This window comes from Paenarthrobacter sp. PPS72 (assembly GCF_048537125.1).
In the GTDB taxonomy this organism is placed as follows: domain Bacteria; phylum Actinomycetota; class Actinomycetes; order Actinomycetales; family Micrococcaceae; genus Arthrobacter; species Arthrobacter nitroguajacolicus_E.
Window position 1 is genome coordinate 36,996 of sequence record NZ_JBLYIE010000019.1, and the last position, 21,988, is coordinate 58,983.

Annotated in this window: 20 protein-coding genes; 10 read left to right on the forward strand and 10 right to left on the reverse strand. The window is 62.8% G+C overall.

Annotation, left to right across the window (positions count from 1 at the left end; all coding sequences use genetic code 11):
* The first annotated feature begins 12 nt into the window (after positions 1 to 12).
* Entirely contained in the window at positions 13 to 975 is a 963-nt protein-coding gene (locus tag ACLRGI_RS09275; RefSeq protein ID WP_419201377.1) for a glycosyltransferase family 9 protein, read from the forward strand.
* Between the two features lie 7 nt (positions 976 to 982).
* Here ACLRGI_RS09275 and ACLRGI_RS09280 read toward each other — a convergent pair whose 3' ends face one another.
* Entirely contained in the window at positions 983 to 1,759 is a 777-nt protein-coding gene (locus tag ACLRGI_RS09280; protein WP_419201378.1) for a sigma-70 family RNA polymerase sigma factor, read from the reverse strand.
* 141 nt (positions 1,760 to 1,900) lie between these two features.
* On the opposite strand from ACLRGI_RS09280, the gene ACLRGI_RS09285 reads away from it, so the two are divergent.
* Positions 1,901 to 2,641, forward strand: a complete 741-nt coding sequence (locus ACLRGI_RS09285) for a GAF and ANTAR domain-containing protein (protein WP_419201379.1) — start codon at positions 1,901 to 1,903, stop codon at positions 2,639 to 2,641.
* Between the two features lie 124 nt (positions 2,642 to 2,765).
* On the opposite strand, the gene ACLRGI_RS09290 is transcribed toward ACLRGI_RS09285, so the two are convergent.
* Both ACLRGI_RS09290 and helR read right to left on the reverse strand, forming a co-directional pair.
* On the reverse strand, positions 2,766 to 3,611 hold the full coding sequence (locus tag ACLRGI_RS09290) for an HAD family hydrolase (protein WP_419201380.1): 846 nt from the start codon (positions 3,609 to 3,611) through the stop codon (positions 2,766 to 2,768).
* Positions 3,612 to 3,693: 82 nt separating this feature from the next.
* On the reverse strand, positions 3,694 to 5,898 hold the full coding sequence (gene helR, locus ACLRGI_RS09295; RefSeq protein ID WP_419201381.1) for an RNA polymerase recycling motor ATPase HelR: 2,205 nt from the start codon (positions 5,896 to 5,898) through the stop codon (positions 3,694 to 3,696).
* A gap of 243 nt (positions 5,899 to 6,141) precedes the next feature.
* On the opposite strand from helR, the gene ACLRGI_RS09300 reads away from it, so the two are divergent.
* The gene (locus ACLRGI_RS09300; RefSeq protein ID WP_419201382.1) at positions 6,142 to 6,882 is read left to right on the forward strand and encodes a class I SAM-dependent methyltransferase; all 741 of its coding nucleotides are present in this window, start codon (positions 6,142 to 6,144) and stop codon (positions 6,880 to 6,882) included.
* A gap of 79 nt (positions 6,883 to 6,961) precedes the next feature.
* Here ACLRGI_RS09300 and ACLRGI_RS09305 read toward each other — a convergent pair whose 3' ends face one another.
* On the reverse strand, positions 6,962 to 7,978 hold the full coding sequence (locus ACLRGI_RS09305; protein ID WP_419201383.1) for a hypothetical protein: 1,017 nt from the start codon (positions 7,976 to 7,978) through the stop codon (positions 6,962 to 6,964).
* A gap of 162 nt (positions 7,979 to 8,140) precedes the next feature.
* Entirely contained in the window at positions 8,141 to 9,421 is a 1,281-nt protein-coding gene (serS, locus tag ACLRGI_RS09310; protein WP_419201385.1) for a serine--tRNA ligase, read from the reverse strand.
* Positions 9,422 to 9,533: 112 nt separating this feature from the next.
* Between serS and ACLRGI_RS09315 the strand changes: the two genes are divergently transcribed.
* Positions 9,534 to 10,595, forward strand: a complete 1,062-nt coding sequence (locus tag ACLRGI_RS09315) for a diacylglycerol/lipid kinase family protein (protein ID WP_419201386.1) — start codon at positions 9,534 to 9,536, stop codon at positions 10,593 to 10,595.
* Here ACLRGI_RS09315 and ACLRGI_RS09320 read toward each other — a convergent pair.
* From ACLRGI_RS09320 to ACLRGI_RS09330, 3 genes are all read right to left on the reverse strand, one after another.
* Positions 10,592 to 10,822 carry a hypothetical protein gene (locus tag ACLRGI_RS09320; protein ID WP_419201387.1) on the reverse strand — a complete coding sequence of 77 codons (231 nt, stop codon included), beginning with the start codon at positions 10,820 to 10,822 and terminating at the stop codon, positions 10,592 to 10,594. The two genes, ACLRGI_RS09315 and ACLRGI_RS09320, sit on opposite strands and share 4 nt — an antisense overlap.
* A 106-nt stretch (positions 10,823 to 10,928) precedes the next feature.
* Entirely contained in the window at positions 10,929 to 11,861 is a 933-nt protein-coding gene (pheA, locus tag ACLRGI_RS09325) for a prephenate dehydratase (RefSeq protein WP_419201388.1), read from the reverse strand.
* Between the two features lie 32 nt (positions 11,862 to 11,893).
* Positions 11,894 to 12,220 carry a rhodanese-like domain-containing protein gene (locus ACLRGI_RS09330; protein WP_419201389.1) on the reverse strand — a complete coding sequence of 109 codons (327 nt, stop codon included), beginning with the start codon at positions 12,218 to 12,220 and terminating at the stop codon, positions 11,894 to 11,896.
* A 185-nt stretch (positions 12,221 to 12,405) separates the two neighbouring features.
* Between ACLRGI_RS09330 and ACLRGI_RS09335 the strand changes: the two genes are divergently transcribed.
* Genes ACLRGI_RS09335 through ACLRGI_RS09345 form a run of 3 tightly spaced genes read left to right on the forward strand, consistent with a single transcriptional unit; the run spans position 12,406 to position 16,132 of the window.
* A complete protein-coding gene (locus ACLRGI_RS09335; protein WP_419201390.1) occupies positions 12,406 to 13,149 on the forward strand; it encodes a Type 1 glutamine amidotransferase-like domain-containing protein in 744 nt (247 codons plus the stop codon).
* On the forward strand, positions 13,142 to 14,578 hold the full coding sequence (locus ACLRGI_RS09340; RefSeq protein WP_419201391.1) for an amidase: 1,437 nt from the start codon (positions 13,142 to 13,144) through the stop codon (positions 14,576 to 14,578). Before ACLRGI_RS09335 ends, ACLRGI_RS09340 begins: the two co-directional genes overlap by 8 nt.
* Positions 14,579 to 14,632: 54 nt before the next feature.
* On the forward strand, positions 14,633 to 16,132 hold the full coding sequence (locus ACLRGI_RS09345; protein ID WP_419201392.1) for a peptide MFS transporter: 1,500 nt from the start codon (positions 14,633 to 14,635) through the stop codon (positions 16,130 to 16,132).
* 170 nt (positions 16,133 to 16,302) lie between these two features.
* On the opposite strand, the gene ACLRGI_RS09350 is transcribed toward ACLRGI_RS09345, so the two are convergent.
* Positions 16,303 to 16,974, reverse strand: coding sequence for a DUF4190 domain-containing protein (locus tag ACLRGI_RS09350; RefSeq protein ID WP_419201393.1), 672 nt, complete (start codon positions 16,972 to 16,974; stop codon positions 16,303 to 16,305).
* 217 nt (positions 16,975 to 17,191) lie between these two features.
* Between ACLRGI_RS09350 and ACLRGI_RS09355 the strand changes: the two genes are divergently transcribed.
* From ACLRGI_RS09355 to ACLRGI_RS09365, 3 genes are all read left to right on the forward strand, one after another.
* Positions 17,192 to 17,947, forward strand: a complete 756-nt coding sequence (locus tag ACLRGI_RS09355) for an SDR family NAD(P)-dependent oxidoreductase (protein WP_419201394.1) — start codon at positions 17,192 to 17,194, stop codon at positions 17,945 to 17,947.
* Between the two features lie 241 nt (positions 17,948 to 18,188).
* Positions 18,189 to 19,862: a phosphoglucomutase (alpha-D-glucose-1,6-bisphosphate-dependent) gene (gene pgm / locus ACLRGI_RS09360; RefSeq protein ID WP_419201395.1), complete on the forward strand. Its 1,674-nt coding sequence runs from the start codon at positions 18,189 to 18,191 to the stop codon at positions 19,860 to 19,862.
* Entirely contained in the window at positions 19,862 to 20,326 is a 465-nt protein-coding gene (locus tag ACLRGI_RS09365; RefSeq protein ID WP_419201396.1) for a DUF3806 domain-containing protein, read from the forward strand. The genes pgm and ACLRGI_RS09365 overlap by 1 nt, the downstream gene beginning before the upstream one ends.
* An 81-nt stretch (positions 20,327 to 20,407) precedes the next feature.
* Here the strand turns inward: ACLRGI_RS09365 and ACLRGI_RS09370 are convergent, their stop codons facing one another.
* Positions 20,408 to 20,926, reverse strand: coding sequence for a 2'-5' RNA ligase family protein (locus ACLRGI_RS09370; protein WP_419201397.1), 519 nt, complete (start codon positions 20,924 to 20,926; stop codon positions 20,408 to 20,410).
* Positions 20,927 to 21,988 lie beyond the last annotated feature (1,062 nt).

Here is a 21,988-nt window from a genome sequence, read left to right on the forward strand (position 1 = left end):
CGGGAGGCCACTATGGACACAGCATTGAACAGTCACCAGAGCAACGATCAACCCCTGCTGCTTGCCCTGCGCGCTTTGAAACTCGGCGACCTCCTGGTCGCGGTTCCGGCGCTCCGTGGGTTGCGGCGGGCGTACCCCGAGCACCGGATTTTGTATGCCGCACCTGCCTGGATCGCCGAGGCCTTGGAGCTTGTGGGCGGCATTCACCATCTCCCCACGCCCGGGCTTGATGACCCTCTGACGGTCCCCCGGGGTGCCGTGGATATCGCAGTGAACCTCCACGGGAATGGCGCTGAAAGCCGTTTGCGGATTGAGGAATTGCAGGCCAACCGGGTGGTGGCGCATGCTTGCGACGGCACCGATGGGCCTGAGTGGACCACCGGGATCCCGGAACGCGAGCGCTGGACCCGGCTGCTCAACTGGCACGGCATCGAGGCTGATCCCTTGGACTACCGGCTGAATCGTCCAGCCGTTCCCTCGCCGCGTCCCGGAGCCACCGTGATCCACGTGGGTGCGGCCTATGGCAGCAGGCTCTGGCCGGTGGAGCGATTTGCTGACGTTGCGGTGGGGCTCGCTGCTGCGGGACACGAGGTAGTCCTCACGGGCGGCACTTCAGAGCGCGCCCGCGCAGAGGAGACCGCTGCCTTGGCGAAGCTCAAAGGAGCAAACCTCGACGACGGCCTGCTGGCTGGGCGGCAGGGGCTCGCCGAGTTCGCGGCCACCATCGCCGAAGCACGGCTGGTGATCTCGGCCGATACCGGCGCCGCACACCTGGCATCCGCGTACGAACGACCGTCCGTGGTGTTGTTCGGCCCCGCACCCGCGGAAGAATGGGGACCGCCGCCCGGACCGCACGTGGTGCTCACCGCCGTCGAACTCCGCCGCGGTGACGTGTTCTCCCCCGATCCTGATCCGGCGCTTTTGGCCGTGAGCGTCCAGGACGTCCTGGAGGCAGTGGAACGCCTGGCCGTCTAAAGCACTGTTACGGAGCCGTCCCGTCCTGCAGGTGGGCTTCTTCGTCCAGCAGCTGCGTTTGGAGAGCAACGAGGATTTTCGAAAGCTTGCGCGAGACCTGCATCTGCGACATTCCCAGGGCCTCGGCGATGGTGGACTGTGTTTCCTCGCGGTAATAGCGGCGATAGAGCAGATGCCGGTCCTCCGCACTCAGGCCGCGGATGGCGTTGCGCAGGGCCAACACGTCTTCGAGCCGGTCCGTGGGGCAGCCGAAAGCGGACAGCGAGCCCTGCAGTCCGTCGCGCCCCTCGGAGGCGGGAGCATCCAGGGAATCGGGGCGCTTGCTGGTGCCGGCCATGAGCGCTTCACGCACTTGGCATGGCTCCAGGTTCAGATCCTCGGCTACTTCCTCCGGAGAGGGCGTGCGTTGCAGCGTCTGGGTCATTTCCTCGGTCCGGGCCAATACCTGGCGGCGGACGTCCTGGATGGTGCGGGGCGGACGAACAACCCAGCAATGGTCGCGGAGGTAGCGCTTGACTTCCCCGGCGATGGTGGGGGCTGCGTAGGCGGGGAAACTGACGCCCTTTGACTCGTCGTAGCCGCGCGAGGCCTTGATGAGGCCCATGAACGCAACCTGCCTGACGTCGTCGAGGTCGTGGGTGTGGGCGGAGTATCTGGCAGCAATGGACTTCGCCAAATTGAGGTGGTCCAGGACCAGGCTGTCCTGGAAGCTCTGCCGGATGCTGCCTTCCGGTTTGCAGGCAGGGGTCCTGGTGTGGACGTTGAGGGGTCGGGTTTGACGCATGGGGCTTCAATCCTTAACCAGCTAAGTGGGGGTGAGCCCACGGCAAGACTCCTTAAAAAGAGAAGCACACTTACTATTAGCTTTCAACGGTCCACGGGGTTAGTCTCGAAAGGTAGCCACAATCAGGGATCGGAGTTTCCCATGGAAGAACCTCAGCTCGCCGAGCCGACTTCGGTCGTGGCCGATATCCAGGACCTGCTGCTCGATACACCCGACGTTGAAGCGTTCCTGGAAGAGTTGGCGAGGCATTCAGCCGGAATGTTCAGCACCGACGGCAGGGAGGTCTACTGCGGTATCACCTTGATGCGTCAGCGCAATGCCGGCACCGTCGCCAGCAGCAGCGAACGGGCGAGGCAGCTGGATGAGGTCCAGTACGCCTTTGCTGACGGGCCCTGCCTCCACGCCTGCCGTGAAGTAACGCAGGTCCACATTCCCGATTTCGCAAAGGACAACACCTGGCCCGAGTACAACGAGGCCATTACTGACCACGGTGTGCGTTCCGTGCTGGCTGTCCCCTTCCCGCTCGCGGACAGCACCACCAAGGCCGGCCTGAACCTGTACTCGGACCAACCCAATGCATTTGACCAAGCCGCCGTACAACGCGCCAACGACTATGTGCAGCAGGCCTCCAAGGGGCTGCGCCTGGCGGTGTTGATTGCGGAGCATAGCCAGACCGCCAGTAACCTCAGGGCGGCCATGGAATCCCGCACCGTGATTGACGTGGCAACAGGCATCATCATCGCCCAGAACCGCTGCACCCAACAGGAGGCCATGGACCTCATCAAGAAAGCCTCCAGCAACCGGAACGTCAAACTGCGGGTGGTGGCACAGGCCATTGTTGAATCCGCAGGCGGCGGGCCCGTTCAGACGTACTTCAAGTAGCTGGAATCAGGTTCCGGCCACCCCGGATCCCGCCCTTGTCCGCTTCCCCCGCCGCTCAGCGGTGAGGGGAGCGAACTAGAGCCGGATTGGACGCAGTGGGGCGCACAGCTGAGACGAGTGGCAGTTACAGCAGGCTGCGCAAGACCTGCGCTGCGCCGTCGTCGAGCACTGATGCAGTGACCTCATCAGCAACGGCGATGACCTCGTCGGGAGCCTGGCCCATTGCAACGCCCCGGCCGGCCCAAGTGAGCATCTCGATGTCATTGCGGCCATCGCCCACGGCAACCGTGTTGGCTTGGTCCGTGCCGAGCTTATGGCGCAAGGCCTCCAACGCGCTTGCCTTGGTGACGCCTTCGGCCGCAATGTCCAGCCAGGCAGTCCACCCCACAGAGTACGTCACGCCGGAAAGTCCGATGTGCCGGATGGCCTCGTTGAACTCCTCCGAAGTGTTCTCGCTGCTGAACACCACCACGCGGACTGCCGTGGAATCCAACATGGTCTGAAAGTCGACGCCGATGGACTCCACGCCGAAACTGGCGTCCTGGAAGCGCTCAGTGGAGAGGAAGTTTCCATCCTCGTCCTCCAGCGCGTACTTGGCGTTGGGCAGCCGTTCGCGCAAGGCCTTCAGGGCCGGAGCGGGATCGAAGGTTGCCTTGTGGATGATCTCGTACCCCTTTTCCAGGGAAGGATCCAAGCGAAGGGTCACGCCGCCGTTGCAGCACACAGCGTAGCCTCGTTCGAGGCCGATCTGCTGAATGATGGGAAGCGTTGCATTGAGTGACCGGCCGGTGGCGATCATGACGTCGTGGCCGCTTGCCACCACCGCTTGCGCAGCGGAGCGAACTTCCGGGGACATGTGGCCGTCGTGGTCCACAAGTGTGCCGTCCACGTCCAACGCGATCATGAGCTTGTTGTTGTTATTTGGCTGGTCATCGATGCCAGCAACTGGAGTATCAGTCAAAATAGTCATGCTTACAGTAGAGCAGACACCTCCGACACTGAACTAGGACCGGCGCCACAGCTGTGGATTAACGGACCGTGAATAGTCTGGTTCAGTCCCCCGGCTCATGGCCCCTCCCAAGGATCACCAGCTGCCTGGTGGCACGCGTCATGGCAACGTAACGGTCAACGGCGCCTTCAATACCCCCACTTGCGGAACCCCGGCCGTATTCCTCCGGATCGATCAGGACCACGAGGTCGAACTCCAGGCCCTTCGCCCCTTCGGGAGTGAGCCAGCTGACGCGGTCCTGTTGGTTGCCCACTTCCGCCTGGCTGATAACACAGGCTGTGCCCTCAGGATTGTCGCCGAGCCAGTTGTCCAGGATCGCACTGAGCTCCCTGGATTCTCCGTGAACCACAGGAATCCCACTGCTGCGGACCGAGGTAGGCACGTTGGCGTCAGGGAGCGCCGCCCTGATGACCGGCTCGACTTCGACCATGACCTCTTCAGGCGTGCGGTAGTTGATGCTGAGGCTGGCCATCGACACGGCTCCCATGCCCACGCGCTCCAAGCGTTCTTCCCAAGACTCCGTAAACCCGTGCCTGGCTTGGGCGCGATCCCCCACCACCGTGAAACTCCGCGAAGGGCAACGCAGCAACAGCATCCGCCACTCGGCGTCGGTCAGTTCCTGGGCTTCGTCCACCACGATGTGCGCGAACGGCCCGGCGAGGACATCGGGGTCCGCTGCAGGCAGCGCACTTCGGTCCATCAGCTTGTGGCGCATGTCATCACCGCGCAGCATGTACATCTCCAGGTTTTCGGAATCGTCAGCTGCTATCAGGTCATCAACCACCCGGTCCATCAGCTCCCGCTCTGCGTCCAGTGTTGCCTCCTGCTGCTTACGGCGTCGTGACGCCTCCGGGTCCCCAAGCCGTTGGCGGGCAGCGTCCAAAAGCGGCAGATCCGCCGTCGTCCAGGCCGCAGGGTCTTCACGCTGCAGCGTTGCTGTTTCATCAGGCCGCAACCATGGTGCGCACCACCGTAGATAAGCAGGGACCCTCCATAGATCCGCCACCAAGGCAGAGTAACCGAGCAGAGGCCATGCCTTGGCGAATGCCGTACGCAGCTCCGCGTTGTGGGTGAAGGCACGGCGCAGCAGGCTCTCAGCAACCTCATGATCGTCCAGCTTGTCCACGAGAATGGCGAGCAGTGCCTCCCACACGTCCTCGCGTGCTTCGTTGTGCGGGGATCCGGGTTCTGCGGCGTCGAAGGCCTCCACCCAGTCCTCGCTGCTGAGCCAAATGTCAGCGTAGGGCGTCTCGACCTCCATTCCCTTGGCGGGGGGCTGTTCGTAAAACCTGACCGCCTGCTCAATGGCTTTCACCATCTCAACGGACCTCTTCAAACGGGCAACTTCGGGATTATTCTCGACGACGGCGGTGGCACCTTCGGGGACCAGGTCCCTCAGCGTGCAGGTCTGCACTCCCTCTTCACCCAAGCTTGGAAGGACGTCGCCAACATAGGAGAGGTACTGCTGATGCGGGCCCACGAAAAGGACATCACTCTTACGCTGATTGCCGCGGTGGTTCAGGCGCGGATCCGAGTAGAGCAGGTACGCCGTCCGGTGCAAGGCGACCACAGTCTTTCCCGTACCCGGACCGCCGTCAACCACTAAAGCACCGCGAGAACCCGCCCGAATGATCTGGTCCTGATCCGCCTGGATGGTCCCCAAAACGTCCCGCATCCGAGGTGAACGGTTGCTGCCCAAACTGGCGATGAAAGCGGATTGGTCATCAAGGGCGGCGTTACTTTCCAAGCCCTCAGCAGTGAACACCTCGTCCCAGTAGTCACTTATCCGGCCCCGCGTCCACCGATATCTGCGGCGGCTTGCCAAGCCCATCGGGTTGGCGTGGGTCGCGCCGAAGAAGGGCTCTGCCGCCGGTGAGCGCCAGTCGACCAGGAGCCGGCGCCCCTCGCTGTCAGTAAGGCCGAGCCTTCCCACGTAAACAGGCTCCGGGTTGTCAACGGTGACCATCCGTCCCAGGCAAAGATCCAAGCCGAAGCGCCTCAAAGTCTTCAACCTCGCGGTGATCCGATGGATTTCCTGGTCCCGGTCCAAGGCTGCCTGTCCACGACCACCGGGCTGCTTGCGGATGGCATCAAGGCGTGCGGATAGCTCCGCGATTTGTTCGCTCAGGTTGGTTTCAATGGCGGCGAATTGCTGCTCGTCACTACCGATCAGCTTCGGATCGGCCTTGCGGGCAAGGTGCTCAGGCAAAGCGAAGGCACGGGTTTTCGGCGGGCTGATTTCCGGCATCACACGATTCCCTTTTCGGTTGGTAATGGGGGTTCGTGGATCAATTGTTCGGCACGTAGGGGGCCTTGCCGCAAGCCCCGGGGTGCGTTATAAATTGAATATGGAAGGGATGATTCCCTTCCTTTTTTGTGCCTGGGTACCCGTTGGTTCCGTCCAGTCCCGCGCTTGTTCGAAGTCCCCGCCATACAACGCGAAGCGTGGCTGATTGGAGCAGGTTTGGATGGTGCGGGCTAGGGTAGTCGGATGTCTTCACGAATGACCGGGGCTCAGCTATCGGCCCTCTACGACGCCGAGAATTTGTGGGCCGAGGATGACGACTTTTTCCTGGCGTTCGTGAATGAGCGGCCGAACAGCCGGGTATTGGATCTGGGCTGTGGCACGGGTCGAATGACGCTGGCGGTTGCTGGGGACGGTCACGCCGTTGTTGGCATCGACCCGAACCCGGACTCCCTTGCGGCCGCTCGCCTGAAACGCGGAGCCGAGGAGGTGACGTGGATTGACGGTACCTCGACGGCAATCCCCCGGGATGTCATTTTTGACGTGGCAATCATGACGGCCCATGTGGTTCAAGCGATTAACGACGACGCCGACTGGCACCGAACGCTCGCCGACGTCAACCGCGCGCTCGTACCCGGAGGTCGATTGGTCTTCGATTCCCGCGACCCTGCGGCCAATGCCTGGGACCGCTGGACCCCGGCCAAGACCCGGCGCCTGCACACCCTTCCCGACGGCTCCCTCGTGGAAACCTGGACCGAAAACAGTGTGGAAATCGGCGGGCTCGTTACATTGACCGAGCATCGCGTCCTTAATGGAAGCACCGAAGAAAGGGAGATCTCCGTCCTGGCATTCCGCACAGAAGATCAGCTGCGACAGGACCTGAAAACGGCTGGTTTCACGGTGGACAGCATTCACGGCGGTTGGTCCGGCGAGGACGTGGGCAGCGGGCAGGGCGAACTCATCGCGATTGCACACAAGCCCACATAATTCCCGCCCTGGTTCGCATCCCGCGCAGTACAACGGGGGGCGGAGCGAACGAGAGCGGGTTTTGGGCGCTATCCACGGCTCACCGCCAGAACAGTCCCGCGCCAATCAGCTTCCGGCGCAGCCTCTCCGGGTTCTCGACGTCGGCCCATCCCCAGCGAGCGAATCCGTAACCGAGGGCACGAATCCGGTCTTCCCGCAGCTTCTCGTTGTACACGGCCTCCTCAGCTGTGGCGCCGTTACGTAGTTCCAGGGTGGTGTACTTCGCTTTTCCGTCGAACTCGCCCACCACACCCTTCCGCCCTTCCTTCCCGGGCCACCAGAAATCGCTTCGACCAATGAAACCGTCTACATCGCTGAAATCGTGCTGTAGCTCCGGCTGCTCGACACCGAGAAACCGAAAGGCCGCCCTGCTATACGACTCTCCGGCAGATTCAACCAAAGGAGACGCCAGCGACAACGCCAGTTCCGCCCGGCGTCGGGCGGCAGCGTGCGGGTGAGCCCGGACGTCCGCCGCAATCTGGTCCATGTCCAGAAGGCTGGACTCCTGCGCCAACATTTTCGTCTTCCAGAGCTTCCGGGCTACTCCGTCCGCCACTACCAGGGACTGGCTAAGCGTCGATGAGAACGCTACGTCCAAGGCTGTTTGCAAGAGTCCCGTACCCATGAACTCTCCGAGTCTTACGGGGGTGGCCTCAGGATTCACGTGGTACCGCAAGGGGAAGCCTCGATCCTTAAGAACGTGCTGGCTGTCATTGCCGGCACTCACCACGGACAAAGTGGGCCTGCGACGTCCGGAGCGGCTTGGATTCGTCGCAACGCATTCCACATAGGAGGGGGTCCGCAGGATGGGTATCCCCATGACGAATGCAGCAGTTTCCCGGCAGAGGACAAGGCCCGGAATGGCTCTGGCAGCTGCGGCAACGGTCCAAGCGAAGCGAACCCAAGGCTGAGCCGTCATCCATTGCGATGTCTCCACGTAGAAGCCGCGGCGGATCCTCACCAGCTTGCCCGCCATGAAGCTGCTGTGTATCGCATCCGTCCGGCCGCCGGAACGGAGAATAGCAGGGGTTTCAATGAGGCCAGGTGGTAAGTCCATAACTCCACATTGCCCCCGTGCGGGCCATGGTTCAGCTACAGAACACCCTTATGTGCACAACCACGGATGTGGAGGACAAGCCGCAACGAAGAATCCCGCCCCCGTCCGTCACACGAGCCGTACAACGGCAGGCGGAGCGAACGAGGGCGGGATCCGTGAAAACTAGATAACCGGCAGAACCTCAAGCCCGCCAAGGTACTTCTGCAGTGCCTTGGGAACGTTGACGGAGCCGTCCGGGTTCTGGTGGTGCTCAAGGATGGCAACAATCCACCGCGTGGTGGCCAAAGTGCCGTTCAATGTGGCAACGGCCCGGGTTCCCTTGGCAACACCTTCATCGTTGACAACGCGTTCACGGATGTTGAGGCGGCGCGCCTGGAACGTGGTGCAGTTGGACGTCGACGTGAGCTCGCGGTAGGCGTTCTGGGTGGGGACCCAGGCTTCGCAGTCGAACTTACGGGCCGCGGACATACCGAGGTCACCGGCGGCAGTGTCGATCACGCGATAAGGGAGCTCGCACTTGGCCAGCATTTCCTCTTCCCAGGCGAGCAGGCGCTCGTGCTCAGCCGCTGCTTCCTCCACCGTGGTGTAGATGAACATCTCCACCTTGTTGAACTGGTGGACGCGGATGATTCCCCGGGTGTCCTTGCCGTGCGAACCGGCCTCGCGGCGGTAGCAGGAGCTCTGGCCCGCGTAGCGGATGGGCCCTGCGGAGAGGTCCAGGATCTCGTCTGCGTGGTAGCCGGCGAGGGCCACCTCCGAGGTTCCCACGAGGTAAAGGTCGTCTTCGGCGAGACGGTAGATCTCGGCGTCGTGCTTTACATCGAAGCCGGTGCCCTGCATGGTCTCGGGGCGCACCAAAGTGGGGGTGATCATGGGGACGAAGCCGGCGTTGATGGCCTGCTCCATGGCCATCTGCAGCAAGGCCATTTCCAGGCGGGCACCCACGCCGCGGAGGAAGTAGAAGCGTGAGCCGGAAACCTTGGCACCACGTTCCATGTCGATCGCGCCGATCAGCTCACCGATTTCCAGGTGGTCCTTAGGCTCGAAATCCGTGAATTCGCGCGGGGTACCAACAGTTTTGACCACAACGTAGTCGTCCTCGCCGCCCTCGGGGACGCCGTCCACCACGAGGTTGGGGATGACCCGAAGCAGCTCTTCCTGCTTGGCTTGGGCGGCAGAGGCTTCAGCGGCAGCAGCTTTGACCGAGTTGGCCAGTTCCTTGACCTCTGCCAGCAGGGCCTGCTTTTCCTCGCCCTTGGCCTGCGCCACCTTCTTGCCGAAAGCGTTCTGCTCGGCGCGGAGTGTCTCGTGGCGGATCAGGGCAGCGCGGCGATCGGAGTCAGCGGAGATGATCGCGTCCACAACGGACTCGTCGGCGCCACGGGCGCGCTGGCTGGCACGGAACTTGTCCGGATTTTCGCTGAGGTCTTTTACGTCGATCACCAGACAAGAGTATCGAATCCGCCGCGGATTTCCGGCCGACGGCCGGCAAGGGCCGCCCGTCCCGGATAGGAGGGAAAGAGAGGACTGCCCAGGAGGATAGTGTTGGAGCACCATGAGCGACTGGATCCTGTACGTGATTCTCGCTGGGGGCGTGGCGTTTGCCGTCTCCAGTTGGTGGGGTGTGCGCAGATTGAAAGCCCGGCACATTAGGAGCGCGGTTCGCGAGGACGCCCACAAGCCAGGCGCCGGGGACCAACGTGTTGCCGTCATCCTGAACCCGGTGAAGAACAACGCCGAAGTGGCCCGGCAGGCCATTATTGACGCCTGCAACCTAGCCGGCTGGGACGCCCCCAAGTTCTTCGAAACCACTGTGGACGACCCCGGCTACGGCCAATCCCGCCAAGCGCTGGCCTACGGCGCCGACGTCGTTCTGGCGTGCGGAGGCGACGGTACGGTGCGCGTCGTGGCCGAGTCTCTGGCCCACAAGAACGTGGCCATGGGCCTCATCCCGCTGGGCACAGGAAACCTGCTGGCACGCAACCTGGACCTGGATGTCACGGACTTGGCCGACTGCATCCAGATAGCACTGTTCGGTCATCAGCGCTTTATTGATACGGCCACCATGGGCATCGACAACGAAATTACCGGTGAGTCCGCAGAACACACGTTCCTGGTCATCGCCGGCATGGGATTGGATGCCGAGGTTGTTGGCGACACGAAGGAAGACCTCAAGAAGAGCGTGGGCTGGCTCGCTTACACGGAGGCCGGCGTCCGGCACCTTCCTGGCCGCCGGAAACGAGTCACCATCACCATGGATGACCAGCCCGAACAGGCGCGGAAGATCCGCAGTGTGCTCTTCGCCAACTGTGGCTTGATTCCCGGGGGCATCGACTTCATTCCCCAGGCCATGATCGACGACGGCATGCTGGACATTGTGGTGATGAGCCCGCGCAGTGCTTTCGGCTGGCTGGCCATGTACACAAAGGTCCTGTTCAAGCACAACGCCAACCTGCCGATGATGAGTTTCTACCGTTCCGGCAAGGTGGTCATCCGCAGTCAGGAACCTATGGCTACCCAGCTGGACGGCGACCCCTCGGGTGAGGCAACAACGGTCACCGTGCAAGTGGAACCGGGTTCCCTGCTGGTCCGCGTACCGAAAGCCACAACGCTCTAGATTGCGCCGACGTCCGGTTGGGCAGCGTTCCGATCAGCTTCCTCGGTGGCCGCCTTGGCAGCAGCGCGCGCCTCGGCTTGCTCCTTGATCATGGCTTGTTCTTCTTCAAAGCGGAGCCGGTCTGCACGATCGGCTTCATCGCCATTCCAGTCGTCCTGGTTTTCGCCTGTGGGCTTCGGATTGACGATCATGCCCTGGCCGTCTTTGTCATCCCGGTGAACAGACATGACCGCTCCTTTCGTTGGTGCATTCATCCATCGTTTATGGATCAAGCAAGCATACGCACAGAAGCATCCTTGCGAAAGGGCGGGAGTCCTGGATTGTGGACAGCGGCTAGGAGCCTTTCAGGATCGATTCAACCCAGGCGTGTGCTGAGGCAAAGGCGGCGTCGGAAGTGTGCGGGGCTACTACTGCCGGCTGCTTGTCCGCACGAGCGTAGGAGCCCAGGAACCGGGTCGCGGGACTGATCCGGTGGAGCCCCGCGAGAGCGTCGGCCACCCGCGAATCAGTGGCGTGCCCATCAGCGTCGATGCTGAAGAAGTAGTGACCCAGGTACTGCCCGGTGGGCCGGGATTCGATGCGGCTCAGGTTGACGCCTCGGGAGGCGAACTGGTCCAGGATTTCCATGAGCGCACCGGGGTGGTCTTCAGGCAGCGGAACCACAACAGAGGTTTTGTCCGCACCCGTACGGCCCGGGAGGAGGCCGGGTTTGCTCACCAGGATGAACCGCGTGACCGCCTCGGGATTGTCCCCGATGTCCTCGGCCAGAACATTCAGTCCGGCTTGTTCGGCCGCGACCAAGGGCGCACAGATGGCGGCTTCATAGGGAGCATCATCCTCCAGCAATCCCATGGCGGAAGCGGCCGTGGAGGATCCGGGAACGTAGTCGGCGTCTGGAAGGTGTTGGTCCACCCACAGGCGGCATTGCGCCCACGCGTGGCCATGGGTTGAGATCCGTTTGATGTCGGAAAGTTCGACGCCGGGCCTGGCCACGAGCACGAAGGTGATGGGAACGAGGGCCTCACGGATGATCCGGAGTTCCTGGCCTGTGGCAATCGCATCCAGCGTGGCCGTGACCCCGCCCTCCACCGAGTTCTCGATGGGGACCATGGCAGCGTCAGCCTGACCGGCACGGACACGATCCAATGCCGTATTGACGTTGGTGCAGGGTATACGTGTGGCGTCAGCAGCTCCGGGCACCTGCATGAGGGCGGCCTCGGTGAAGGTGCCCTCGGGACCGAGGAACGTGTAGGTAACTGCCGACATTCGAGATATTCCTTGTTGGTTATATACGCGGGTTAGAGGACTACAGGCTTCAGCCCGTTGTCAGAAACCATCGCCTTACCGGCCTCGAACCACATGTCCATGCCTCCGGCGACGTTCACGGCGGAGTAACCCTGTCCCACGAGCCACTGCACCGCACGGAAGGAGCGGCCTCCCGTGCGGCAGATGACGAACAGGTCGTCGTCCGGATCGAGTTCGTCCAGGCGGGCCGGAAGCTGGTCCATGGGGATGTGGCGTGCGCCCTCGGCGTGACCGGCCACCCACTCGTAGTCTTCGCGGACGTCCAGGATGCTGGCATCTGCCGGAATGTCGCCTACAGGTACGGTATCGAAGTCGCTCATGGCGGTCCCTTCCCATCGATTAAGTTCAGCATCCAGCCTAGTCCCCGAGGGCTGACACCGTAACTTCAAGGGAAACCGTAACTTCAAGGACGGCCTTCCCTTGCTTCCCGACGCCGGGACGTTAAGACTGGGACGGAAGCAGACTGGGAAGCGCTCCCACACCATCGGCCCGTAAGGAGTACCCCATGCCGGCTGCGCAAGCGACCATCCTGGCGACATCCGGCGGCTACAAGCCGGGCGACCGCACCAGGATAGAGTTCAACCACCTGATGCACTACGCCGTGGAGTTGTCCGGCGTGAGCGGCCGCGCCCCACGGGTGACACATATCGGCACGGCGTCCGGTGACCAGCGCTGGTGGGCTGCGGAAATGGACCAGGCCGCCCGAATTGCGGGGTTCGACTTCAGCCACCTCAACCTTTTCACCATGCCCAATATCCCGGATCCGGAAGCGCACCTCCGCGAGCAGGATGTGGTCTGGGTGAACGGTGGTTCCGTGGTCAACCTGCTGGCGGTGTGGCGGGCCCACGGACTGGATAAGGTCCTGCGGAAGGCTTGGGATAGCGGTGTGGTGCTGGCCGGCGTCTCGGCCGGTTCCATCTGCTGGTATCGGGGCGGCGTGACGGATTCGTTTGGCCCTGAACTGCAGCCCGTCACCAATGCGCTCGGCTTCCTCCCCTACGGCAACGGCGTCCACTATGACTCTGAACCGCGGCGTGCTCCTGCCATCCATCAGCTGGTGGCCAATGGCACGCTCGGTGAGACGCACTGCACGGACGACGGCGTGGGGCTGGTTTACCGGGGCACGGAACTCGTAGAGGTAGTGTCCGAGGTGAAGAACAAGGCCGCCTTCCGCGTGACCGCCGGCGCGGGCGAGAGCGTGGATGCTGTTGCTGTGGAGGAACGGTTGGAGTCGCGTTTCCTTGGTTGATCCTTACGCACAGGACGTCTCGCAGATGACGGCTGTTGAGCTCCGCGACGCCTTGGCCTCGGGCGGGCTCTCGGCCCGTGAGGCCACCTCGCATTTCCTATCGGCGATCGGCTCCCGGAACAAGCAACTGGGCGCCTTTGTCACCGTCACGGCCGAACAGGCCCTCAAGGACGCCGCCGCGGCAGATCAGTTGCATGCCCGCCTGTTCCGTGAGCACAGGCAAGATGAGCTCGGACTACTCCACGGCATGCCCACGGCGTTCAAGGACCTTACCGATGTGGCGGGCGTGCCCACCACGCACGGCAGCGCAGCCCTCGAGCACAAGCCTGCACCGGAGGACGGAGCTCTCGCGGCTACGTTGAGGAACCAAGGTGTCATCTCGCTGGGCAAGACGCAGGTTCCGGAATTCGGACTCACCGCCTACAGCGAAAACCGCGTTGCACCGCCGTCGCGAAATCCGCATGCTCCGGGGCGCAGCTCCGGCGGGTCCTCAGGTGGAAGTGCTGCCGCGGTGGCTGCGGGTCTTGTTCCCTTGGCGCCAGGGACCGATGGCGGCGGGTCCATCCGGATTCCGGCGGGCGCCTGCGGGTTGGTCGGCCTTAAGCCCGGACGCGGCCTGGTGCCATCCGGGGCAAGCGCGGGTGACGCGGCAAAATTGGTGGTCGCCGGTCCCCTCGCAAGGACTTCGGCGGATGCGGCGCTGCTGCTGGACGCGCTGGTTCCCCGGGATCAAGCGCCCGACGGCGGTTACCTCGCCAACGTCGGGCAGGCGCCGGAACCCCTGAGAATTGGCGTGAGCCTGGACAGCCCTTGGGCCGGCGTGTATCCGTTCCAGATCGAACCGGAAGCCATGGATGCCCTGGAGCTCGGGACCAAGCTGCTCCAGAAGGCCGGCCACACTGTCAGCGAAGCCCAAATCCGCTATGACAACCGCTATCCGGAAGCGTTCACCACAGCCTGGACTGCCGGCGTCGGGAGTGCCCGGATAGCACCCCAGCGCGAGGCGTTGCTGACTCCACTGACCCGGACGTTCCGGCGTCGGGCGCAACAGCGGAGCGCGTTGAAGGTCAATGAAGCCCTGAGTTTCCTCCGGCAGTTCGAGCACGATACCGTCACGCAGTACTCCGGATGGGACGTGATCCTCATGCCCACCTTGGCGCAGACACCGCGGCCGATCGGATGGTTCACGGGCGGAGGCCACAGCGGCGAGCCGTGGCCGAGCGAGTGGGCCGGCGACGCCGATGAGGACTACAAAAGGCAGTGCCAGTACGCGCCGTGGTCCTCCATGGTGAACGTGTGCGGGCTCCCGGCGATCAGCGTTCCCGTGCACACCACGTCGAGTGGCCTCCCGATGGGGATACAGCTGATCGGCAAGCCGGGATCCGAACTACTCCTTCTCCAGCTGGCAGCCGCCTTAGAAACCCGCTGAGATACGCGTCTAGCATATGGAATGTGGTTGCCCCGGGCATATATCGATGTGACAATGCCCGCAGTCAGTGCCAGCATTAAGAAAATGAGCACACCTCAAACCACGGCTGAGTCCGCAAAGCCAGCGGGCGATACGTCATTCTTCGGCCACCCAAAGATGTTGGCCAGCCTCTTCTCCGTGGAAATGTGGGAGCGATTCTCCTTCTACGGCATGCAGGGAATCCTGCTCTACTACATGTACTTCACCGCCGAGCAGGGCGGTCTTTCCATTGACCAGGGCCTCGCCGCTGGTTTGGTGGGCGCGTACGGTGGCGGCGTTTACCTGTCGACGATCCTCGGTGCATGGCTCGCCGACCGTCTCTTCGGCTCCGAAAAGGTCCTGTTCGGCTCGGCCATCATGATCATGGCCGGCCACATTGCGCTGGCCCTCCTGCCGGGCATTCCGGGCCTGATCGCGGGCCTGGTGTTGGTTGGCATCGGCTCCGGTGGCTTGAAGGCCAACGCCACGGCCCTGGTGGGCAGCCTGTACGGCGAGAAGGACGAACGCCGCGATGCCGGCTTCTCCATCTTCTACATGGGCATCAACATCGGCGGTCTCATTGGCCCGTTGGTCACCGGTTGGCTGCAGACAAGCTACGGCTTCCACATCGGCTTCGGTGCCGCAGCAGTGGGCATGGCGATAGGCCTGGTCATCTACTCCCTGGGCCGCAAGCGCCTTCCGGAGGAAGCACACCGCGTTCCCAATCCCCTCCCGGCGAAGGACCGCACCAAATATGGCCTGATCTTCCTGGCCATCCTGGTTGTCGTCGGCGTCCTGCTCGGCACAGGAATCGTCAATGCCAACAACCTGGCCAGCAGCATGGCCTACGCCGCGATCGGCGCCGCAGTGGTCTACCTGTTCCTGATCTTCCGCAGCCCGCTGGTCACCGGCGTGGAGCGTAAGCGCGTGATCGCCTTCATCCCCCTGTTCATCGCATCGGCCGGGTTCTGGGCACTGTTCCAGCAGCAGTTCACGTTCATCGCCGTGTACTCGCAGGAGAAGCTGGACCGTAACCTGTTCGGCTGGGAAATGCCGGCCGCCTGGGTCCAGTCCATCAACCCGGTATTCATCATCATCTTCGCCGGCGTCATGGCTGCCCTGTGGACCAAGCTGGGTTCCAAGCAGCCGAGTTCACCGCTGAAGTTCTCCGCGGGCCTGTTCATCATGGGCCTGGCGTTCCTTGCCTTCATCCCCCTGGCCGGCGAGGGCAAAACCCCGCTGCTGGCACTGGTGGGCATCCTGTTCATGTTCACCTTGGCGGAACTGTTCCTCTCCCCCATCGGCCTGTCCGTGAGCACCAAGCTCGCCCCTCAGGCGTTCCACACCCAGATGGTGGCACTGTTCTTCCTGTCCGTCTCGCTCGGCACCACGTTGGCGGGCATCCTCGCTGGCCTCTACAACCCCGAGGACGAGCTCCCGTACTTCCTGGGCATTGGAGGCGTGGCAGTGGTACTGGCTGTTGGCCTGGCTGCGGCAGCGCCCGCAATCAAGAAGCTGATGGGCGGCGTGCGCTAAGGGTTCCCGACTCACGACACGCAAACGGACCAGCGCCGCCTACATCCAGGTGGCGCTGGTCCGTTTCTGTGTTCCCTGCGAATTAGGGTGGCCCGGATGGGCATTAACGACGGCGACCCTTGCGTCAGGTGAGTTTCCCGCCTGACGCAAGGGTCGCCGTCGTACGCGTTCTAGTAGTTGTAGCTGCTGCTGCTTGAGGCACCAATGGCGATGAAGAAGATGATGCCGAAGACCAGCGTCAGCGCCACACCGAGGTAGCCCATCACCAAGCCGGCGATTGCCATGCCCTTGCCAGCGGGCTCGCGCTTCAGGGCGAGGTGGCCCAGGATCACGGCTGCGATCTGCGGGAGGATGAAGAAACCGAAGCCGACGTAGACGGCGATGCCGCAGCACATGCTGGCGATGCTAAGTCCCTTGGGCTCGGCCTGCATGGCGTAGTACGCGGGCTGGCCGTACGGTGACTGCGGCTGACCGTAGGGCTGCTGTCCGTACGGCTGCTGATTGAACGCCTGCTGCTGGTACGGGCTGGGCGGCTGGCCGTAGGGCGACGGGGGCTGCTGGCTGTAGTCGCCGGGCGTGTACGCGCCGGCGGGCTGCTGCGGCTGCGTGTAGAAGTCGTTCTGACCCTGGGCATCCTGCGTGTACGGGTTCTGGCCGTGCGCGCCCTGCTCGTAGGGCGGGAGCGGCTGGGTGGCGTTGGCGCCGTGCTCGGACGCACCCTCGGCGGGCCCCTGGCTGGACGTGCCCGACTCGGGCGCGCTGAACTGTGCGGGCGGAACATACTGCGGCGGTTCGTAACCCGCCGGATTGTCCTCGTTGCCCTTGGATGGCTGGTCTGACATAGGAATCCCCCTGGATCTGGTCTTTGATCCCAACACTACCGCCGCCGGGGTCGCCGCATAAGGTAGCGCGCGTTCGGCGCGTGGGCCGACACTGCGACGATTCTCACATTCATGCATACGCATGGAATTTTTTCTAGTTGGACTCGGTTTCCACAAGTAGCGCTCAAGCAGCGCCCACCAACGAAATCTGCGGGACCTGTCCCGCGAAGGAGGAATCATGGGTAACTTCGAAGGCAAAACCGCGCTCGTCACCGGCGGAGGCTCCGGCCTCGGGGAAGCGATCAGCAAGGACCTCGCGAAGAACGGCGCCAACGTTGTTGTGGTGGACGTTAACCTCGACGCCGCCACGCGCGTGGCCGAGGAAATCACGGCCGACGGCGGCAAGGCAGTCCCATTCAAAGGCAACACAGCGGTGGCCGAGGACAGCAAGAAAGCAGTCGACTTCGCCGTGGAGACCTACGGTGCCCTTAATTACGCGGTCAACAACGCCGGCATCGCGGGGGGCAGCGCTCCTGTCGGTGAAATCGACATTGAAGACTGGGACAGGGTCATCGCCATCAACTTGAGCGGAGTCCTCTACGGAATGCGCTACCAAGTCCCTGCCATCCTTGCCGCAGGCGCGTCCGAAGGCGCCATCGTGAACATGGCCTCCATCCACGGCGCTGTCGCAGCACCCGGCAACGCCGCGTACACCGCTGCCAAGCACGGCGTGGTGGGCATGACCAAGAATGCTGCGGCGGAATACGGAGCCCAGGGACTTCGCGTCAACGCAATCGGCCCCGGCTACATCGACACTCCCTTGCTGGCCGCCGCGCCGAAGGAAGTCTTCTCCGGGCTCGAAGCGAAACACCCGCTGGGACGCTTGGGGCAGGCTGAGGAGATCGCTAACGTCACCACGTTCCTCCTGTCCGACAAAGCCAGCTTCATGACCGGCTCGTATGTACTCGTCGATGGCGGCTACACCGCCGTCTAGCTTTATCAGTTGTCGCTTCGCCCGGTTCCCTGGGTCCTTCGCGGGTTTCCGAACCGGGGCGGGGCGATCTATTTGGCTAGCAGGCACTCCTGAACATGAAGTGAATCTTTGCCGCTCAGGCCGTTCCGGGGGCGCAGTACCGGGTTCCGGGGGCGCAGTACTGGCGCCAATCGGCGTCACAGGGGCCGGATCGGCGGACATTTCGTGTCAGTAGGCCGCGAGGTCTGGCATGCTGGACCCCATGGCTAGCCGAGCGGGCACAGTTGCCCTTCCCCAGGACCTTGTTGACATCACAGCCCTGCTGGACGCGTATTTTGACGTAACTCCGGATTTGGGCGACCCTGCGCAGCGCGTGGCGTTTGGTACGTCCGGGCACCGCGGATCCAGTTTGAAGGCGTCCTTCAACGAACCGCACATCCTCGCGATCACGCAGGCAATCGTTGAATACCGTGGCCGTCAGGGCATCACGGGTCCGCTGTTCATCGGCCGCGACACGCATGCCCTCAGCGAACCGGCACAGAACTCCGCCCTCGAGGTACTGGCCGCCAACGGCGTGACCGTCCTGGTGGATGCCCGCCATGGCTACACCCCCACTCCGGCACTGAGCCACGCGATCCTCAAGTACAACCGCGAAGCCGCGCCGGGCACTCCCCAGGCAGACGGCATCGTGGTCACCCCCAGCCACAACCCGCCCGGCGATGGTGGCTTCAAATACAACCCTCCGCACGGCGGCCCGGCCGACACCGACGCCACGGGATGGATCGCCGACCGCGCCAACCAACTCCTCGAAAACGGACTTCGGGGCGTCAAGCGCATGCCGCTGAACGATGCCCTCGCCGCTGACACCACCGGCAAGTTCGACTTCCTCAGCAGCTACGTGGACGACCTCCCGTCGGTGCTCAACCTTGACGCAATCCGCAACGCCGGCGTCCGCATCGGCGCCGACCCCATGGGTGGCGCATCCGTTGACTACTGGGGCGAGATCGGCGAGCGCCACCAGCTCAACCTCACGGTGGTGAACCCCACGGTCGATCCGCAGTGGGCGTTCATGACCCTCGACTGGGACGAGAAGATCCGCATGGATTGCTCGTCGCCGTCGGCCATGGCGTCGCTGATCAAGCGCATGACCCCTGGTGCGGACGGAACCGCAGCATACGACGTCGCCACGGGTAACGACGCCGATGCTGACCGCCACGGCATTGTGACGCCTCTTGTTGATGGGGTGGGTGGTCTCATGAACCCGAACCACTACCTCGCCGTCGCCATTGACTACCTGTACCGGAACCGCAGTGGCTGGAACCCGGAGTCCGTGGTGGGCAAGACCCTTGTGTCGTCGTCGATTATTGACCGCGTTGCCGGCGGGCTCGGCCGCAAGCTGGTAGAGGTTCCCGTGGGCTTCAAGTGGTTCGTCCCCGGGCTGCTGTCCGGCGAAGGCGCTTTCGGTGGCGAAGAGTCAGCCGGCGCGTCCTTCAACAAGCTCGACGGCAGCGTGTGGACCACGGACAAGGACGGCATCCTGCTGGCGCTGCTGGCGTCCGAGATCACGGCCGTCACAGGGTCCTCTCCTTCGCAGCTGTACAAAGGCCTGACTGACCAGTTCGGCGCACCCGTGTACGCCCGCATCGACGCCGCGGCCACCCGCGAGCAGAAGTCCAAGCTGGGCAAGCTCTCCGCCGCCGATGTCACTGCTACTTCCCTTGCCGGCGAAGAAATCACGGCCAAGCTCACCGAGGCTCCCGGCAACGGCGCCTCAATCGGCGGCCTGAAGGTGGTCACAGAGAACGCCTGGTTCGCGGCCCGCCCCTCCGGCACCGAGGACGTCTATAAGATCTACGCCGAATCCTTCAAGGGCGCCGACCACCTCGCGCAGGTGCAGCAAGAGGCCAAGGCGCTGGTGGACGGGGTCATCTCGTAGTGACTGGACCACTTATCGAGGAGTTGTCCGCGGATGAGGAACAGTGGATCGAGGATCTGCTGCGTTCCTTCCAGCACGTTGGCACAGTTGTGGACGGACCGGACCAGGTTGAGCCCCGCACAGACCTCCAGTACATCGACGCCCTCTGGCAGATGACTGTTGGTCACAGCGAGGATGAGCCGGACTTCGATCCCAACCCGATGATCAACATCATGGGGGCAGCCTTCGGGAATCATTTGATCAGTGAGCTTCCGGGGCTTCGCTGGGTGCTCGGAACGTATCCGGACGGCGTTACGGAAGTGACCGTTCATCACCAAATCGGCAATATCGTGCTGCACCCCATGAACTTCATCGGTAAGCGCTGGCCCACCCGCGCCGAAGAACCCCACGATTGGATCTCGCAGCAGGCGGCTCATTTGGTCGAGGGGATTCAGGGCGCGCTTGTAGCGGCATCGGGTAACTAGTACGCCGCGCTAACCCACTAGCGACACCCAAACGGGCTGGCGACACTCGGATACGGGTGTCCCCGGCCCGTTTTCGTGTCCTCAGTTGCTTTCGGCGTCCTTATTGGTTTCAGCGTCATGGGTCCAGAGCCTGAGGATGCGCCTGATGGTGTGGTCGCCTTCCGGGGCCATGTCCACCAGTGCTACCTGGTCAAGCACGACGACGTCTCCGTGCTTTGCTCTTTTGCCGTCGTGGTGGGAGATGTGCGGCCGGTAGTTCTCAAGGACGTAGTTGGGAGTAGCAATCCTGGCTCCCACGCCGACTGCCGCCTCCACAATTTCCTCGTGCAGCCCTTGAAGCAGCGGGTTGTGCTCGATCAGGCTCACCGGGATGGACCCCATGTGCCCAAAGCCCGCCTCCTCGCCCACCGTGAGCCGGGTACCAAGCGCGCCCTTGACCGGCGCTTCGCCCAGATCCGCAAGGACACCGGCGACGTCGGCACTCAGGTCAGGGCCGACGTCGAACCTTAACAGCGTGATGTGCAGCGGCCAGTCACTGCGCGGAAATACCATCCCCGGTGAGACCGGCTCCGTGAACGCTACCCAGATGAGGTTCCGCATAGGCATAGTTTGCCACCAGCAACCCTCACTCACATCCCAAGCCCGGGCTAGTCTGAAGAACCTGCGACCGGGACCGATGAGCTTGATAGTAGAGGGCGCCACACCTTGGGCTTACGCAGCCGGAGCGATCAACGAATCGACATCCGAGCTCAGAGCGAGTCTGCAATAGTGGCTCTGCACAATTCTCGGATCACAACAATCAATCACAACTGTTAGGGGCCGAAAACTGACCGGCCGCGAAATTCGCCAGTATGTCCGTTCTTGCATCGAAACTGGATTATCCCATCACGGTTAGCCTTGGCACCGAAAAGTTTCGCATTGACTCCGGGCCGATTATCCTCACGGCAAGGAATGCACTCTGCGACCGGCTTAGCCCGGTAAAAGCTGCCGGGCTTGCCTTTAGATGGAATCAGGGCCCGACGCCAGGACTTTCGGCGGTAATATATGGGCCACTGACGAGACCGGGCGGTAAAGAATCTCCAGCTTTTAACCGAAATGACGATGGAAATTACTGTCAAAAGGATCAATGACAAGCCCCAGGCCCAAGTTTCAGCCAGAGCACGCAGAAGGGACGGAATATCCGCAACGGACGCGAAGGCTCTCCAGTTAACGGGACCCCAGATTGTCCATGCGCTCATGGCGGCACTAACGACCGTCGCCACTAAGGCCAACCATTTGGCGCGATCAGAAGTAACCCAGCTAGCGCGACTCTTTCGCAATTCGACCGGAGTTTTCTTGCCGTCCTCGGCCGCCCCATAAGTAATAATCAAGTCGCCCGCCACGACCGGGCTGTGATCTCCGGTGGTGCGAACACCAGACTGATCAGAGATGGTGTTGCCCTGGAAGCTACCCTCTCCCCGATTTTGAACACTTATCTTTGGACCGTCATAGCCGGCCCTCTGCTTGTCTTTCAACTGTCTCTACTCTCTGCTCTCATTGGGAATCAAGGCGCTAGCCCCGCGCATGAGGCATCATGTCGAACGCTAAAAGAGGAGACATCTTTAGTCAAATCATTTGATAAATTTCCCGCCGCCTCCATCACGGCCCACTTCCTGGTTCCTT

Excerpts from the sequence above, each read along its gene's own strand:
- ACLRGI_RS09275 (WP_419201377.1), top strand. The coding sequence starts at position 13 with ATGGACACAGCATTGAACAGTCACCAGAGCAACGATCAACCCCTGCTG.
- ACLRGI_RS09280 (WP_419201378.1), bottom strand. The coding sequence starts at position 1,759 with ATGCGTCAAACCCGACCCCTCAACGTCCACACCAGGACCCCTGCCTGC.
- ACLRGI_RS09285 (WP_419201379.1), top strand. The coding sequence starts at position 1,901 with ATGGAAGAACCTCAGCTCGCCGAGCCGACTTCGGTCGTGGCCGATATC.
- ACLRGI_RS09290 (WP_419201380.1), bottom strand. The coding sequence starts at position 3,611 with ATGACTATTTTGACTGATACTCCAGTTGCTGGCATCGATGACCAGCCA.
- helR (WP_419201381.1), bottom strand. The coding sequence starts at position 5,898 with ATGCCGGAAATCAGCCCGCCGAAAACCCGTGCCTTCGCTTTGCCTGAG.
- ACLRGI_RS09300 (WP_419201382.1), top strand. The coding sequence starts at position 6,142 with ATGTCTTCACGAATGACCGGGGCTCAGCTATCGGCCCTCTACGACGCC.
- ACLRGI_RS09305 (WP_419201383.1), bottom strand. The coding sequence starts at position 7,978 with ATGGACTTACCACCTGGCCTCATTGAAACCCCTGCTATTCTCCGTTCC.
- ACLRGI_RS09315 (WP_419201386.1), top strand. The coding sequence starts at position 9,534 with ATGAGCGACTGGATCCTGTACGTGATTCTCGCTGGGGGCGTGGCGTTT.
- ACLRGI_RS09320 (WP_419201387.1), bottom strand. The coding sequence starts at position 10,822 with ATGTCTGTTCACCGGGATGACAAAGACGGCCAGGGCATGATCGTCAAT.
- pheA (WP_419201388.1), bottom strand. The coding sequence starts at position 11,861 with ATGTCGGCAGTTACCTACACGTTCCTCGGTCCCGAGGGCACCTTCACC.
- ACLRGI_RS09330 (WP_419201389.1), bottom strand. The coding sequence starts at position 12,220 with ATGAGCGACTTCGATACCGTACCTGTAGGCGACATTCCGGCAGATGCC.
- ACLRGI_RS09335 (WP_419201390.1), top strand. The coding sequence starts at position 12,406 with ATGCCGGCTGCGCAAGCGACCATCCTGGCGACATCCGGCGGCTACAAG.
- ACLRGI_RS09345 (WP_419201392.1), top strand. The coding sequence starts at position 14,633 with ATGCCCGCAGTCAGTGCCAGCATTAAGAAAATGAGCACACCTCAAACC.
- ACLRGI_RS09350 (WP_419201393.1), bottom strand. The coding sequence starts at position 16,974 with ATGTCAGACCAGCCATCCAAGGGCAACGAGGACAATCCGGCGGGTTAC.
- ACLRGI_RS09355 (WP_419201394.1), top strand. The coding sequence starts at position 17,192 with ATGGGTAACTTCGAAGGCAAAACCGCGCTCGTCACCGGCGGAGGCTCC.
- pgm (WP_419201395.1), top strand. The coding sequence starts at position 18,189 with ATGGCTAGCCGAGCGGGCACAGTTGCCCTTCCCCAGGACCTTGTTGAC.
- ACLRGI_RS09370 (WP_419201397.1), bottom strand. The coding sequence starts at position 20,926 with ATGCGGAACCTCATCTGGGTAGCGTTCACGGAGCCGGTCTCACCGGGG.